This is a genomic window from Haloferax sp. Atlit-12N (assembly GCF_003383095.1).
Lineage (GTDB): Archaea > Halobacteriota > Halobacteria > Halobacteriales > Haloferacaceae > Haloferax.
Window position 1 is genome coordinate 144,302 of sequence record NZ_PSYW01000002.1, and the last position, 14,397, is coordinate 158,698.

The 14,397-nt window shown below is 68.6% G+C and carries 12 protein-coding genes; 4 read left to right on the forward strand and 8 right to left on the reverse strand.

The genetic code is table 11. The annotated features are described in order from the left end of the window. Positions 1-73: 73 nt before the first annotated feature. Entirely contained in the window at positions 74-1,036 is a 963-nt protein-coding gene (locus tag C5B90_RS08970; protein WP_115880866.1) for a zinc-dependent metalloprotease, read from the forward strand. A 267-nt stretch (positions 1,037-1,303) separates the two neighbouring features. Here the strand turns inward: C5B90_RS08970 and C5B90_RS08975 are convergent, their stop codons facing one another. Together C5B90_RS08975 and C5B90_RS08980 are read right to left on the reverse strand one after the other, a co-directional pair. After that, a complete protein-coding gene (locus C5B90_RS08975; RefSeq protein ID WP_115880869.1) occupies positions 1,304-1,531 on the reverse strand; it encodes a hypothetical protein in 228 nt (75 codons plus the stop codon). Between the two features lie 100 nt (positions 1,532-1,631). Continuing rightward, a complete protein-coding gene (locus C5B90_RS08980) occupies positions 1,632-2,210 on the reverse strand; it encodes a hypothetical protein (protein WP_115880871.1) in 579 nt (192 codons plus the stop codon). Between the two features lie 121 nt (positions 2,211-2,331). Here C5B90_RS08980 and C5B90_RS08985 point away from each other — a divergent pair, with 121 nt between their 5' ends. Continuing rightward, a complete protein-coding gene (locus C5B90_RS08985) occupies positions 2,332-4,986 on the forward strand; it encodes an AAA domain-containing protein (protein WP_115880873.1) in 2,655 nt (884 codons plus the stop codon). 52 nt (positions 4,987-5,038) lie between these two features. On the opposite strand, the gene C5B90_RS08990 is transcribed toward C5B90_RS08985, so the two are convergent. The 3 genes from C5B90_RS08990 to C5B90_RS09000 form a co-directional block, all read right to left on the reverse strand. Beyond that, positions 5,039-7,795 (reverse strand): ATP-dependent helicase, encoded by a 2,757-nt coding sequence (locus C5B90_RS08990; RefSeq protein WP_115880874.1) that lies wholly within the window; start codon positions 7,793-7,795, stop codon positions 5,039-5,041. A 90-nt stretch (positions 7,796-7,885) separates the two neighbouring features. Next, positions 7,886-9,010, reverse strand: a complete 1,125-nt coding sequence (locus C5B90_RS08995) for an ABC transporter permease (protein WP_004061343.1) — start codon at positions 9,008-9,010, stop codon at positions 7,886-7,888. Continuing rightward, a complete protein-coding gene (locus C5B90_RS09000; protein ID WP_115880876.1) occupies positions 9,007-10,020 on the reverse strand; it encodes an ABC transporter permease in 1,014 nt (337 codons plus the stop codon). Before C5B90_RS09000 ends, C5B90_RS08995 begins: the two co-directional genes overlap by 4 nt. Before the next feature lie 72 nt (positions 10,021-10,092). Here C5B90_RS09000 and C5B90_RS09005 point away from each other — a divergent pair, with 72 nt between their 5' ends. Beyond that, positions 10,093-10,839, forward strand: coding sequence for an MBL fold metallo-hydrolase (locus C5B90_RS09005; RefSeq protein WP_115880878.1), 747 nt, complete (start codon positions 10,093-10,095; stop codon positions 10,837-10,839). 12 nt (positions 10,840-10,851) lie between these two features. Here C5B90_RS09005 and C5B90_RS09010 read toward each other — a convergent pair whose 3' ends face one another. The 3 genes from C5B90_RS09010 to C5B90_RS09020 all read right to left on the reverse strand — a co-directional run bounded on the left by C5B90_RS09010 (position 10,852) and on the right by C5B90_RS09020 (position 13,115). Beyond that, entirely contained in the window at positions 10,852-11,598 is a 747-nt protein-coding gene (locus C5B90_RS09010) for an isopentenyl phosphate kinase (RefSeq protein WP_115880880.1), read from the reverse strand. Then, positions 11,595-12,668, reverse strand: coding sequence for a mevalonate kinase (gene mvk, locus C5B90_RS09015; RefSeq protein ID WP_115880882.1), 1,074 nt, complete (start codon positions 12,666-12,668; stop codon positions 11,595-11,597). The genes C5B90_RS09010 and mvk overlap by 4 nt, the downstream gene beginning before the upstream one ends. A gap of 108 nt (positions 12,669-12,776) precedes the next feature. Beyond that, positions 12,777-13,115 (reverse strand): hypothetical protein, encoded by a 339-nt coding sequence (locus tag C5B90_RS09020; RefSeq protein ID WP_115880884.1) that lies wholly within the window; start codon positions 13,113-13,115, stop codon positions 12,777-12,779. A 150-nt stretch (positions 13,116-13,265) separates the two neighbouring features. On the opposite strand from C5B90_RS09020, the gene C5B90_RS09025 reads away from it, so the two are divergent. Next, the gene (locus C5B90_RS09025; RefSeq protein WP_115880886.1) at positions 13,266-14,330 is read left to right on the forward strand and encodes a M42 family peptidase; all 1,065 of its coding nucleotides are present in this window, start codon (positions 13,266-13,268) and stop codon (positions 14,328-14,330) included. Positions 14,331-14,397: the final 67 nt, after the last annotated feature.

The window sequence follows — 14,397 nt, forward strand, 5'->3', positions numbered from 1 at the left end:
GCGTCGTGTCTGGGAGTCTGAGGGTTCGTTTCCCCGACCGAAGCGTTTTGCGTCCGGCCCGCCACGATACCGTATGAACCTCTTTCGGAGCGTCAAAGCGGTCGCGGACGCTTCGGCGACCGGCTCCGGCACCATCGACTGGGACGCCGTCGCCGAGGCCGCAAAAGCCGCGACCGACCCCGGTTCGCTCGACCTCTCGGAGGCGGAGCGAGCGGGGTACGCCGCGGACGTTCGCGACGCGCGCGACCGCCTTTCGACCGTCGCCGAGGTGGAGTTCGACGTGCCCGAAGTCGTCGAAGTCCAGAACCGACACCACTGGATAGACGCGAACGTGGCGACGTTCCGCCGGGTGATGGTCCCGTTCGAGGAACACGGACCCGCGGTCCTCCCCGGGTTCACCCGCGCCGTCAACACCGGCTCGTTCGCCTTCGTCCTCTCGTTCCTCGGGAACAACGTCCTCGGGCAGTACGACCCGCTGCTCCTCGCCGAGGGCGACGACGACCACGGCCTGTACTTCGTCCACCCGAACATCCGCCGGGTCGCCGACAGCCTCGACGTGGACTACCCGCGGTTCCGCCGCTGGATTGCCTTCCACGAGGTGTCCCACGCCGCGGAGTTCGGCGCGGCCCCGTGGCTCTCGACGCACCTCGAATCGCGGATGCAACGCGGCGTCGACGCGCTCGTCGAAGGCGACCTCGACCGCGACGCGTTCCGCGAACTCGACACGGCGATGACCGCCGTCGAGGGCTACGCGGAACTGCTGATGGACCGGGCGTTCGACGACGACTACGAGGACCTCCGCCGAAAGCTCGACGAGCGACGACAGGGTGGCGGTCCCGTCGCGAAGCTCGCGCGGCGGCTCCTCGGACTCGGCCTCAAACGGCGGCAGTACGAACGCGGCGCTCGGTTCTTCGAGCACGTCGCCGACGAACGCGGCGTCGCGGCCGCTTCGCGAGTGTGGGATCATCCGGAGAACTTACCGACTGACGCCGAATTGGACGCACCCGAGCGATGGATCGCGCGGGTGTCGCCCTGAGGAGACTGCAACTCCATCTTAAGCATGCGTACCCGATGCCCGAGCCGTCTCGGGTCGCGTACGTACCTTGGGTAGGTCGCCGTGTTGCATCAGAGGCCCAATTCCGGTGCCCCACAGCGCTATCCGGTGAATAACCAGGTCATTGCCCCTGCCCTGGCTACCGGCGAGAAACTGTCCTCAGAGGACAGCTATATACTCTGCGATTCTGTGTCACACGGTTCATGTGAGATATATGTTTGTGGGTGAAATTCACAACGGACGATACGTCTAACGCCGGTTTACCGCGGTGAACTCCTGGGCCCAGCGGCCCAGATACCACGTGAGGAGGCCACCGATGACCAAGCCGGCGAGGAGCGCGACTGCGCCCTGAACGAGCGTCGCCCCGGCTTGGACGGCGACGAGCCCGGCCGACGCGCCGACCAACAGGACGAATCCGATTTTGATTCGGTTGTTGGCGAGTCGCGTCTCCTCGTCGCTCATGCTGGAACCGACCATCGTTCCTCCGAAATAACGCCGTGGGGCGGTTTTCGCGACCGCCCGCGGAGTCTATCGTCCATAGCAGTCCATTGGGTTGGGAGGGTTTGAAACCGATGTCTCACTGGAACCCGCGGTCGACGCCGTCGGACTCGATGAGGTCGTCGAGGTCCGTGGACAGCAGTTCGTCAGCGTCGGCGAACTCGTCGGCGAGGTCGTCGAGGCGGTCGGGCCGGGTATCGAACTCGTAGTCCATCGGGCCGAACGCCGGGCTTTCGAGGGCTTCCATCACGTCGGTGAAGAAGTCGTCGGCGGTGGTCGGTGCGTCGGCGTGGACCTTCACGGTCTCTTCGAGTCGCCGCGCCATCGACTCGGCCTGCGACTCGTCTTCGGGCGGTTGCTGGACTGCGAACCGGCTGGCGTCGGCCTCGCCGTGCTCGTCACCGCGCCGACGCGGGAACAGCGGGTCGAGGTCGTCGTCGATGCGGCGGGCGACGCGAGCGCCGACGCCGCGGACTTCGTAGGGGTTCTTCGCGTACGTCTTCAGTTGGTAGACACCGGCGTCTGGGTGGGCGAGAAAGAGGTCCTCGCCGAGGCTCCGTCGCCGGGTGCCCGCGACGGCCCGCCACGCGTCGGGGTCGCGGTCGCGGCCGTCTTCGACGACCTCCGAGAGGATGTCTTGCCAATCTCTGACGCGCATGGTTGGGCGTACCACGCGGGGGAGAAAGAGCGTGACGGTCGGGGAATTCGCGCACGCGAACCGCCGCGGGACTCACACCCCACCGACGGCTATTTGGCCGCGCCTCACCGACGGTTCGGACGTGAACCTTCGCGGTCCGCTCGTCGAGGTCGGCGAGCCGCGTGACGTCGAAACGAAGTACGGCGAGCGCTCGCTGGCGGAGGTGACGCTCCGCCCCGAGCGCGGGACCGGAGAGCCAGTCACCGTCACCCTCTGGGGAAAGTGGACCCACGCCGCCGAACACGCCGAACCGGGGATGGACCTGCTCGTCACCGACGCCGAGGAGTCCGAGTACCGCGGCGAGACGACGTACTCGACCGGCTCTGAGTCGTTCGTCGTCGTCGAGCCCGACTTCCTCGTGGACGTGACCGACATCCGCTCGTGGGTGCAGTGCTCGCGGATGTACTACCTGAACAAGCTCTCTGGCATCCCGCTGAACTACCCGGTGGTGAAAGGGACCATCGTCCACGACGTGTTCGGCGACCTCCTCCGCGGCCGCGACCTCGAGTCGTCCATCGACGAGCGCATCGACGAGCGCGGCCTCGAACTCGGCCTGCTCGGCCGCGAGGTCGACGAAGTCGCGGACGAGGTGCGCCGTAACGCCGCCGCCATCGAGGGGTGGCTCTCGCAGGGCGTCCTCACCGACGAGGACGAGTGGCGCTCGGAGTACACCCTCATCTCGCCGACGTTCGGCATCAAGGGCCGCGCCGACGCCCTCCGCCGGGGGTCGCCCGTCGAACTCAAGACCGGCAAGAACCTCAACCGCGACCCGCGGTTCCAGGACAAGATTCAGGCCGCCTCCTACGCGCTCATCCTCGAAGAGCGGGGCGTACCCGTCGATACGGGGACGCTCCTCTACACGAAGAACACGACGCTCGACCGCACCGAGGAGTCCGGCGACCTCTCGCCAGCGAAGGACTTCTCCATCGGTCGCGGCCTGCTGGAGTTCGTCGTCCGCACCCGCAACGAAATCGCGGCGATGGAACACGACGCGTCGGTCCCGACCGGCTACGAGGTGAACTCGAAGTGCGAGTACTGCTTCGAGAAAGATACCTGCATGGTCGTCTCCGGCAGACTCGACCAGGAGTCGAAAGCTGGCGCAATCGGGAAGCCGGTCCCCGAGGACGAACGCGACTACTTCGACCGCTTCTACCGCGCCGTCGAAGAAGAGCGCCGGGCGGTCCACAACGAGTACCGCAAACTCTGGGACCAGAGCGCCGAGGAGCGCGCCGACGACGACCGGGCGCTCATCGGCCTCGAACCCCTCGGTCAGACCGAACGCCCCGACGGCACGTGGGAGCTCCGGGCCAAACAGACCGACGACGCGGTGTCGAAACTTCGCGCCGGCGACGTGGCGCTCGCCAGCGACGGCCACCCCGTCGAGGGGCACGCCGAACTCGCGCGCATCGTCGAACTCGGCGACGAAACCGTCGTCACGACCGACGAACCCGTGCCGCTCCGCCGCCTCGACGTGTACCCCTCCGAACTCACCGTCGACCGCCTGCTCACCGCCCTCCACGACGCGGTGCTCAAGGGCTCGCCCGACCGGAAGGACGTGCTGTTCGGCCGCCGCGACCCCGACTTCTCGGACCGCTCTGCGGGCCGCACGTTCATCGACAACAACGACGCCCAGGACGACGCGGTGCGCCTCGCGGTCGACGCCGACGACCTCGCGCTCATCCACGGCCCGCCGGGGACGGGCAAGACCTACACCATCGCCCGGACCATCCGCGCGCTCGTCGAGGACGGCAACCGCGTCCTGCTTTCGGCCTTCACGAACCGCGCGGTCGACAACGCGCTCGAAGCCCTGCGGGACCAGGGATTCGAGAATATCGTCCGCGTCGGCACCGAATCGGGTGTCCGCGAGGACATGCAGGACGTGCGCCTCTCGCGGAGCGGTGACCCGAACGCGCTCGCGGGCGCCCTCCACGACGCACCGGTCGTCGCCGCGACCACCGCCTCCTGCGGGTCGCGCGTGATGCGCGAGCAGTCGTTCGACGTGGTGCTCGTCGACGAGGCGTCACAGATAACCGAACCCGGGACGCTCGCCGCCGTGAACCTCGCCGACCGGTTCGTCCTCGTCGGCGACCACAAACAGCTTCCCCCGGTCGTCCGCGCCGAAAACGACCTCCAGAAATCGCTGTTCCAGCGACTCATCGAGACGTACCTCGACGCCTCGGTCATGCTCGACCGCCAGTACCGCATGTCCCAGCGGATTCAGGCGTTCGCCTCGAAGGAGTTCTACGACGGCGCGCTCCGCCCGGCCACGGGTGCCGTCGCCGCCCAACACCTCCGCGACCTCGGCGTCGACACCGCGGACCTCCCCGCCGAACTCGCGGACCAAGTCGCCTTCGTCGACCCAGACGGCCGGCGCGCCGGCAACACGAACCCCGTCGAAGCCGACCGCGTGGCGGAGGTCGTCGCCGCGTACGAGGCCGCCGGTGTCGACATCGACGACATCGGCGTCATCGCGCCGTTCCGGGCGCAAGTCGCCGAAATCTCCCGCCGAACCGACGCCACCGTCGACACGGTCGACCGGTTCCAGGGCTCCTCGAAGGAGGTCATCGTCGTCTCCTTCGTCGCCACCGGCGAGTTGGACGGCCCGCTGTTCGAGGACCACCGTCGAATCAACGTCGCACTCACGCGGGCGAAGAAGGCGCTGTGTCTCGTCGGCGACGCCGACGCGCTCGAATCCGACCCGTTCTACGGCCGGATGCTCGCGTGGGCGCGGCGGTAAGGCGTCTCTGCTCCGCGGCGCACCGACCGTCGAACCGCTATCCCGTCGGGTGTCAGTTCACGTCGATACCGAGGTCCGCCTCGTCGTCACCGATTTCGGCCTTGACGCGCTCGTGGAACTCCCGGAGCGCCGCGCTCTCGTCCTCGGCGAGAACCACGTCGCTCGCGGTCAGCGTGGCGAGGCCGAACGCCCGCGGCGTCGGCGACGAGACCTGATGGCCGACCACGTCCACGTCGCCCGCTCGAATCGCCGAAACCGCGTCCTCGATGGCGGCGAGGTTGAGTTTGTCTTCGAGAATCTCGCGGTAGGTCTCTTCCATCACGGCGAACTCGTCGAGGTCCTGCGCGAACGACAGCAACATCTCCGAGGAGACCTGCTGTTGGGCGGCGGACTTCTCGTAGCCCTTGTAGCGCTTGAGAATCATGAGCGACCGTGTCGCGTTGATGCGGAAGTAGCGCTTCAGGAGGTCGGTCCCGCCGAGGGCGGCCCGCAGGTCGTCCTCAACCTCTTCGGGCGTGAGGTCGCGGAGGACGCCCGCGAGGTCGACCTTGCGGTTGAGCGGCATCGAGAGCGAAAAGCCGTTGTCGGCGACGGCGACCTGCACGTTCGCGTTCGTCCGGCGGGCCGCGTGGTACGCGAGGAGCCGCGAGAGGCCGTCGTTGAACCGCCGGCCGTAGGTGCAGTGGACGTAGAAATGTCGGCGGTAGCTGTCGCGGTCGAGTTCGGTCTCCACGACGAGTCTGTCGGGGGTCGCCACGCTCTCGGGGCCGGCGTACCTGACCTGCTCGTCGAACATCCGCGTGACGGCGCGGACGCTGTTCTCGTCGAGGGGGAACTCCCGGAGCCACGACCTGACGGCGGGCGCGCCGCCGGCGTCGAGTCGGTCCACGAGGTCGGCTTGGAACGCCGCGAGTTCGCGGCCGAGGTCGTACGAAAGCGGCAGGCGCTCGGAGAACCACGACGGGACCGTCGGGCGCTGTGAGGTGCGGTCCACGTACACCTTCGACCCGCGGCGGTAGCGGTAGGCGAAGTGGTCGCCGCCGAGGACGAACACGTCGCCTTTCTCCAGCGTGTCGAGGTAGCCCTCATCGAGCGTGCCGACCCACTGGTCGGCCCCGCGAACCAGCACGTCGCAGGTAAAGGAATCGGGAATCGTGCCGATGTTAGTCATGTAGATGACGCGGGCCATCCGACCGCGTTTGCCGATGAGGGGCTCGCCGACGGGGTACTCCTCGTAGTGGTGTTCGCCGTCCGGCGGGTCGTTGGTGTCGCGCCAGATTTTCGCGTAGACGTTCTTGTCTTCGAGGCCGTCGTAGTCGGCGGTGAGATAGCGGAACAGCCGCTCGAAGTCGTTGTCGGAGAAGTTCCGATAGGGGTAGGCCCGCCGGAGCGTCTCGCGGAGTTCCGACTCGGGGCGAATCGCGTTGATGGCCATCCCGTACACCTGCTGGGCGGCCACGTCGAAGGCGTTCTCGGGGATGAACACCCGGTCGACGAAGCCGGATTCGGCCTTCGAGAGCATCACCGCGCACTCGACGAGTTCGTCCCTGTCGAGGGCGATGACGCGGCCCTCGACCGTCTGACCGAGTTGGTGGCCGGCCCGGCCGACCCGCTGGAGGAGCGCGGCGACCGACTTGGGCGAGCCGACCTGCACGACGAGGTCGATGTGGGGCATGTCGATGCCGAGTTCGAGGCTCGTGGAGGTGGTGACGACGCGCAACTCGCCCGCCTTCAGCTTCGACTCTATCTCCTGTCTGCGCTCTTTCGAGAGGCTCCCGTGGTGACAGCCGGAGTTCGACTCGTCGATGTCGTCGAACTCCTCGCGGAGGTTGTGGAGGACGCGCTCCGCGCCCGACCGCGTGTTGGTGAACACGAGCGTGTTCGTGTGCGAGGCCACGAGTTCGTGCAGGCGGTCGTAAAACCGGTTTTGGACCTCGCTTCGGGGGGTCCGAATCAGGTCGTCGGTCGGACACTCCAGTCGGACGTCGAAGTCGCGGACGAACCGCGTGTCGACGAGTTCGTAGTCGCGGGGCTCGCCGTCCTCGCAGCCGACGAGGAACTCCGCGACCGTGTCGAGCGGCTCGACGGTGGCCGAACAGCCGATGCGCGTCGGCGACGACTCGGCGAGGTCTTCTAATCGCTCCAGCGACACCGACAGGTGGGTGCCGCGTTTGTTCTCCGCGAGGCTGTGAATCTCGTCGACGACGACGTACTCGACGGTTCGGAGCTTCTCTTTGAACTTCGGTGAGTTGAGCAGAATCGCCAGCGTCTCGGGCGTCGTGTTGAGGATGTGCGGCGTCTCCGACAGCATCTTCTGGCGGTCCGCGGAGGAGGTGTCGCCGTGGCGGATGGCGTGTCTGATGTCCACCGTCTCGCCGCGGCCCTCGGCGATGTCGGCGATGCCAGAAAGCGGCTCGGTCAGGTTCCGGTGGATGTCGTTTGCGAGTGACTTCAGCGGCGAGACGTAGAGGCAGTACACCGAGTTGTCGAGGCCGTCGGGCGACTCGCGCTCCCGGCGGAACAGCTCGTTGATGATGGCGGTAAAAGAGGCGAGCGTCTTTCCCGACCCCGTCGGCGCGCAGATGAGGGCGTTATCGCCGTCGTGGATGCGCGGGATGGCCCCGCGCTGTGGCGGGGTGAAAAAGCCGCCGTTGCCGGGGACGAACTCCCCGAACCGGTCGACCCACCACTCCTGGACGGCGGGCTCTAACAGGTCGAGCACGTCCTCGTCGGCGACCGACACCGACTCGGGGTCGAACTCGTAGTCGCCGCCTCTCGACGCGAGAAGCGAGCGGCCGCGCCGGGTCATTACCTCGGGGTTAGCCTGCGCGGGTATGAGGGTTGTGCCTGTGGCCGCGGTGGTCGGAGCCGACGCCGCGCCCGAAGGGGCCGTCCCCCGTCAGTCGTCAAGTCGCGGGTCCACGACGGTTCGGAGGGCGTCGCCGAGGACGCTGAACGCGACGACCGTCACGCAGAGCGCGACGACCGGAGCGGCGGATATCCACCACGCCCGCGGGAACTCGGCCATCCCGGTCTTAATCGTCCGCCCCCACGACCCGGAGGTGACGACGGTCAGTTCCATGTACGACAGCGCCGCCTCTACGAGCAGGAGCATCGGAATCTGTCGCGTGACGGCGGTGGCGATGGGTCCGGAGAGCTTCGGCAGGATGTGTCGCCGGAGGACGTGGAGCGTGCCCGCGCCGACGACGGTGGCCGCGGTGACGCTGTCGCTCGCCTTCAGGTGGACCGTCTCGTTGCGGACGATGCGCGCGACGCTCCCCCAACTCGTCAGGCCGAAGACGGCGACGAGGAGGAACTGGCTCTCGCCGGCGAGGAAGCTGGCGATGACGTAGATGACGAACGCGGGGAGCGTCTGCTGTACGTCCACGACGCGCATCAGGAGGCTGTCGGTCAGCCCGCCTCGGTAGCCCGCGACGACGCCGACGGTCGTGGCGACGGGGACGATGAGCGCCGCGACGATGGTCGCGAACGTCAGCGCCTCGCGCATCCCGAACAGGACGAGCGTCAGCACGTCGCGGCCGATGCCGGTCGTTCCGAGTGGGTGGGCCCACGTCCCGGAACACCGGCCGGCCGCGAGGGTGCCGAGGCAGTCGTCGGTGAACGTGCTCGCGACCGTCGCGTACACGGGCGGTTGGTTGGTCGCGTCGAGGTCGTACGACAGGTCGATGAACGCGGGCGCGACCAGTCCGACGACGACGAACAGGCCGACCCACAGCAGGCTGAACGCGACCAGCGGCCGCTCTCGCGCGTGGTTCACCATGGGCTTCGCCCGCTCGGGCTCGGCGACGAGCGGGGCGACGCCGTAAGCGCACAGGAGGAACAGCGCGGGGACGAAAAGCAGGTCGATGCGGCGGAGGTCGCCGACGAACGGCAGGGGGTCAACCGCCGACGAGTACCACGCCAGCGCCGCGAACGCGAGCAGGCCGACGGCGACGACGACCGGCTTCAAGTCGCGGCTCTCGGTACGGCCGCGGGTCGCGCTCCCGGTGGCGGTATCGCTCATGGCGCGCCTCCGTCGTCGCCGATTCGCGGGTCGAGGAGCGTGTTCGCGACCTCTTGGAGGAAGTTGGCACCGATGCCCGCGAGCGCGACGACCATCGTCATCCCGAGGACCACGGGCATGTCGCGGTCGAGGACGGCCTGATACGTGAGGAAACCGACGCCGGGGACGTTGAACACGTACTCGACGACGAACACGTTGACGACGAGAATGGCGATGAGGTCCGCGAGCGACACCGCGAGCAGCGGGACCGCGGCTACCCGGAGGACGTACCACATGACTTTCCGGCGACTCACGCCGACGGCGCGGTGCTGTCGCACGAAGTCGGACTGGAAGTACTCGCTTCCCTTCGTCCGGGCGTACCGGAGTTGGCCGGCGAAGACGTTCACCGCGACGATGACGGCCGCGGGGGCGAGGAACAACAGTACCTCGGGAGAGAAGGGACCGGTCGTCGGCAGGCGGTCGGGGAACCACGAGAGCTTCGGAGCGACAGTGACGAAGAAGACGGCCGCCAGCCAGAAACTCGGGACGCCGAAGGCGGCGTACGAGAGGACCGATAGGCCGCGGCCGGCGTTCGACGCCGAGTCGCGAGCGGTCGACAGGCCGGCCCAGATGCCGCCGGCCGTGCCGACGACGACGCCGGGGACGACGTACGAGAGCGTGTACGCCAGCCCTTCGCGGACCATCGACAGCACCGAGCGCCCGGTCGCGAACGAACGCCCCCAGTCGAGGACGGTGATATCGACCAGCCAGCGCGCGTACCGTGTCGTGACGGGCACGTCGAGGTTACGGGCGGCGCGGTAGGCGCGGAGTTTCGCTTCGAGTTGGTCGCCGCGGCCCTGCCGGACGAGGCTGTGCGCGAGCGCGGCCTCGCCGGGGTCCGGGGTGAGCGCGATGACGACGAATGCGAGCGTCACCACCGCGTAGACCGCGACGACGGCGAAAATACCGTGCGAGAGGAAGGTGCGAATGCGGGACACAATCTCACCCACGACAAGAATCATGTCTACCATCAATATTTTCATTCCCGTTGACTCGTTCGCGCGAGCACAAGGACTAACGCCGCCGCCGTGGTAGCTCTGCGCATGCGCGTCACGTTCCTCGGCACCGGTAGTGCGATGCCCGTCACCGGCCGCGCCCAGACCGGACTCCTCCTCGAATCGGACGGCAACGCCCTCCTCGTGGACTGCGGGTCGGGCGTCCTCGCCCGCCTCGCCGAGACGGAGGTCGACTACGAGGGTGTCTCGTCGGTCCTCCTCACGCACCACCACCTCGACCACGTGTCGGACCTCATGGCGCTCGTGAAAGCCCGGTGGCTCGCCGGACAGGACCGCCTCGAAATCGTCGGTCCAGAGGGGACCGAGGAACTCGTCGAGGGACTGCTCGACGTCCACGACTACCTCCGGGGCCGCCTCGACATCCAGATTCGGGAGGTCGGCCCGACCGAGTTCGGCGTCGCCGGCTTCGACGTGATGGGGTTCGAGGTCCGCCACTCGATGCCGACGCTCGCCTACCGCTTCAGCAACGAGCGGGGCGAGGCCGACTTCGTCTTCTCGGGGGACACAGAGGCGTTCTCCGCCCTCGGCGACTTCGCCGACGGCGCGAGCGTCCTCGCGCACGACTGCTCGTTCCCGGACGACGTGGACGTGTCGAACCATCCGACGCCGTCGCAGGTGGGCGAGGCACTCGCCGGATGGGACATCGATTCGGTCTTCCTGACACACCTCTACCCGCACGCCGACCGCGTCACCGACGACCTGCGGGCGAGCGTGAGCGAACACTTCGACGGCGAGGTCCGGGTCGCAAAAGACGGCTTGGTCGTCGAACTCTGAGTTCGGCTCCGACTATTCTCCGCGGATGAAGGTTCCGGGCGACTCGCCGGCGACGAACGCCGACAGCCCCTCGGGGCCGAAGACGTGCGCCGGCGCGCCGAGCGCGAGCAGTTTTCTGACTTTCGCGGCCATGCCGCCGGTCACGTCGGTGGAGTCCGACCCGCCGAGCGCGTCGGCCGCGTCCGCGAACGCCGTAATCTCCGGAATCACGTCGCCGTCGGCGTCGAGCACGCCGGGGACGGTCGAACAGAGGCCGACGCGGTCCGCGCCGAGACCGGACGCGAGCGACACCACGAGGTCGTCGCCGCTGACGATGGTCGCGCCCTTCCCCGCGTGCGCGATGACATCTCCGTGGAGGACCGGGACGAAGCCCTCGTCGAGCATCGTCTCGGTCGCCGCGAGGGGAAGCGACAGCGAGCCGTCGGCCTCGCGCGCGCCGGCCGAGAGCGGGTGGACCGGCAGGGCCGCGACGCCGCGGTCCGCGAGGGCGTCGAGGACGGCGTCGTTGAGTCGCTTCATCGCGTCGTGGATGGCGCGCACGCCGCGGGCGTCGTGGCTTCCGGACTCCGAGGAGACGCCGTGTTCGGCGGCGTGGTGGTGGCCGAAGCTTCCCCCGCCGTGGACGACGACGACGCGGCCCGACTCGGCGAGGGTCGCGACCGCGTCCGCCGCGGCCGCCAGTCCCTCCTCGTCCACCGTCTCCGGTTCGTCCTTGTCGGTGACGACGCTCCCGCCGAGTTTGAGGACGACGAGGCTCACGCTGAGTCACCCCGGTCGGATTCGGGGCCCTCGTCGTCAACCTCGGCCCCGGGTGGGACCTCGACTCTGACGCCCTCGGTGGCGAGTTCGGCGCGGAAAGCGTCCTCGCAACCGGGGGTGAACCGGAGCGCAGTCTGGGTCTCGGGCGTCGGGTCCAAGGAGACGATACAGCCGCCGCCGCCAGCGCCGGTCAGTTTCGCGCCGTACGCGCCGGCCTCGCGGGCGGCCCACACCATCGAGTCGAGCGAGCGCGAGGAGACGCCGAGGGCCTCCAAGAGGCCGTGGTTGAAGTTCATGAACCGGCCGAGTTCGGAGAGGAGTTCCTCCGGCGGTTCGTCGGCATCGGGGTCCGCCTCGGCGAGGAGTTCCTCACCCCGGCGGACGATGTCACCGACGGTCGAGACGGTGTCGGCGGCGAAGTCGTACTCCTCGCGGAGCGCGCGGACGCCGGAGACGAGCGCGCCGGTGTCGCCCGCGCCGCCGTCGAAGCCGATGACGAACGGGAGGGGCGGCGCGTCGATGGTCCGACAGTCGTCGCCCTCGACGCGGACGGCCCCGCCCATCGCGGAGCAGAAGGTGTCGGCGCGGGACGCCTGCCCGTCTTGGACCTCGTGTTCGGCTTGGTAGGCGCGTTCTGCGATTTCGCGAGGCGTGAGTTCGACGCCGAGTTCGCGGGTCGCGGCGTCGATGCCGGCGACGACGACGGCCGCGGAGGAGCCGAGGCCGGCCCCGAGCGGGATGTCGCTCTCGACGGTGATGTCGAAGCCGGCGTCGGGCGCGTCGGCGGCGTCGCGGGCCTGGTCGACCGCGGCGTCGATGTAGCCCATCGCGGCCTCCACGAGCGGTGCCGGTACGTCCACGTCGGGCCGGTCGCCGGTCGAGCCGCGGTACTCGACGGTGAAGCCGTTGAGACTCAGATCCTCGGCGCGGACGCGGACGTGGTCGTCGTCGCGGGCGGAGACGGTGACGGTCGCCCGGCGCTCGACCGCGCAGGGGACCGCCGGCTCGCCGTAGACGACTGCGTGCTCCCCGAACAGGTACACCTTGCCGGGAGCGCTCGAAACGGTCATACCCCGGAGTTGCTACGGGATTCGCTTAAGGGTATCCGACCGCGGCCGAATCCGGCGGTGGTCGTCGGCGGGAACGGTCGCAGAAAAACGGTGCTCGGGGACGCCGGCTCAGGCGTCGATTTCGACTTCGTCGCGCTCCTCGTCGTCGAGGTCGGCCAGTTCGTCGAGGTCGTCGCCGCCGCCGCGGATGTAGCGGACCGCCGCCGCGATGCCGACGAGGAGGACCAGCCCGACGAGTAGCCCCACTCCGGGGCGGCCGCCCGACTCGGCCTCGTCGGCCTCGTCGTCGTCGAATTCGACATCGTAGTCGTCGTAGTCGTCGTACGATTCGTCGTCAGCTTCGAGTTCCATCTCGCTGCCGCCCTTGGAGAGGAGCGGCGCGCTGTTGGTCGGGCTGAACTCGAAGCCGTCGTGCAGGTGGACCTCGAAGAGGGTGAAGTCGGCCATACCCATCAGTACGCTCACAAGATGGATATGCCTTGTGGCGATTGGGCGATACGGACCATCGCGGGGCGCGACGACCTCGCTCTGCGGCGACCCTCGGTTGAGTGCGCTGGATTCGCTGTGTTCTTGTCCCGCCGCCCGCGAACGTCCCGTATGGACGACGACCGACGCGCCTTCCTCGAAGACCTGCTCACCACACCCAGCCCGTCCGGCTACGAGGTCGCCGGCCAGCGCGTGTGGGTGGACTACGTCTCGCAGTTCGCCGACGACGTGACGGTCGACGACTACGGCAACGCCGTCGCGGTCCACGAGGGCACCGGCGAGGGCCCCGAAATCGCCTTCACCGGCCACGCCGACCAAATCGGCTACATCGTCCGCGACATCGACGACGACGGCTTCGTCCGCATCGGCCCCATCGGCGGCGCGGACCGCACCGTCTCGAAGGGCCAGCACGTGACGGTCCACGGCGACGACGGCGACGTGGCGGGCGTCATCGGCCAGACCGCCATCCACCTCCGCGACGTGGGGAGCGAGGAGTACGACGACCTCGAAGAGCAGTTCGTCGACATCGGCGCGACGAGCAAGGGCGACGCGAAGGACCACGTCGAAGTCGGCGACCCCGTGACGGTCGAAGCGCGGGTCCGCGACCTCGCGGGCGACCGCGTCGCGGCCAACGGGATGGACAACCGCGTCGGCACGTGGTCGGCCGCGGAGGGCCTCCGAGCCGCCGTCGAGGCCGGCGTGGACGCGACGGTGTACGCCGTCAGTACCGTCCAGGAGGAAGTCGGCGTGCAGGGCGCGAAGATGGTCGGCTACGACCTCGACCCCGACGCGATGGTCGCCGTCGACGTGACCCACGCCACGGACAATCCCGACGTGCCCGGCAAGCGCAAGGGCCCGGTCGAACTCGGCGAGGGACCGGTCGTCTCCCGTGGGAGCGCGAACCACCCGAACGTCGTCTCACTCGCCCGCGACGCGGCCAAAGACGCTGACATCGGCGTCCAACTGCAGGCCGCCGGCATCCGCACGGGCACCGACGCCGACGCCTTCTACACGAGTCGCTCCGGCATCCCGTCGCTCAACATCGGCATCCCGAACCGCTACATGCACACGCCCGTGGAGGTCGTCTCCACGAGCGACCTCGACGACGTGGCCGAACTTCTCGGGTCGATGGCCGCGCTCGCGGGCGACGTGGAGTCGTTCGGCGTCGAACTGTAAGCGGGCGGACGGCGGCCCGGCGCGCTGTGCGTAGTTGTCGCACACGACTCCGGGCGAAAGAAAACCG

Excerpts from the sequence above, each read along its gene's own strand:
- C5B90_RS08970 (WP_115880866.1), top strand. The coding sequence starts at position 74 with ATGAACCTCTTTCGGAGCGTCAAAGCGGTCGCGGACGCTTCGGCGACC.
- C5B90_RS08975 (WP_115880869.1), bottom strand. The coding sequence starts at position 1,531 with ATGGTCGGTTCCAGCATGAGCGACGAGGAGACGCGACTCGCCAACAAC.
- C5B90_RS08980 (WP_115880871.1), bottom strand. The coding sequence starts at position 2,210 with ATGCGCGTCAGAGATTGGCAAGACATCCTCTCGGAGGTCGTCGAAGAC.
- C5B90_RS08990 (WP_115880874.1), bottom strand. The coding sequence starts at position 7,795 with ATGACCCGGCGCGGCCGCTCGCTTCTCGCGTCGAGAGGCGGCGACTAC.
- C5B90_RS08995 (WP_004061343.1), bottom strand. The coding sequence starts at position 9,010 with ATGAGCGATACCGCCACCGGGAGCGCGACCCGCGGCCGTACCGAGAGC.
- C5B90_RS09000 (WP_115880876.1), bottom strand. The coding sequence starts at position 10,020 with ATGGTAGACATGATTCTTGTCGTGGGTGAGATTGTGTCCCGCATTCGC.
- C5B90_RS09005 (WP_115880878.1), top strand. The coding sequence starts at position 10,093 with ATGCGCGTCACGTTCCTCGGCACCGGTAGTGCGATGCCCGTCACCGGC.
- mvk (WP_115880882.1), bottom strand. The coding sequence starts at position 12,668 with ATGACCGTTTCGAGCGCTCCCGGCAAGGTGTACCTGTTCGGGGAGCAC.
- C5B90_RS09020 (WP_115880884.1), bottom strand. The coding sequence starts at position 13,115 with ATGGCCGACTTCACCCTCTTCGAGGTCCACCTGCACGACGGCTTCGAG.
- C5B90_RS09025 (WP_115880886.1), top strand. The coding sequence starts at position 13,266 with ATGGACGACGACCGACGCGCCTTCCTCGAAGACCTGCTCACCACACCC.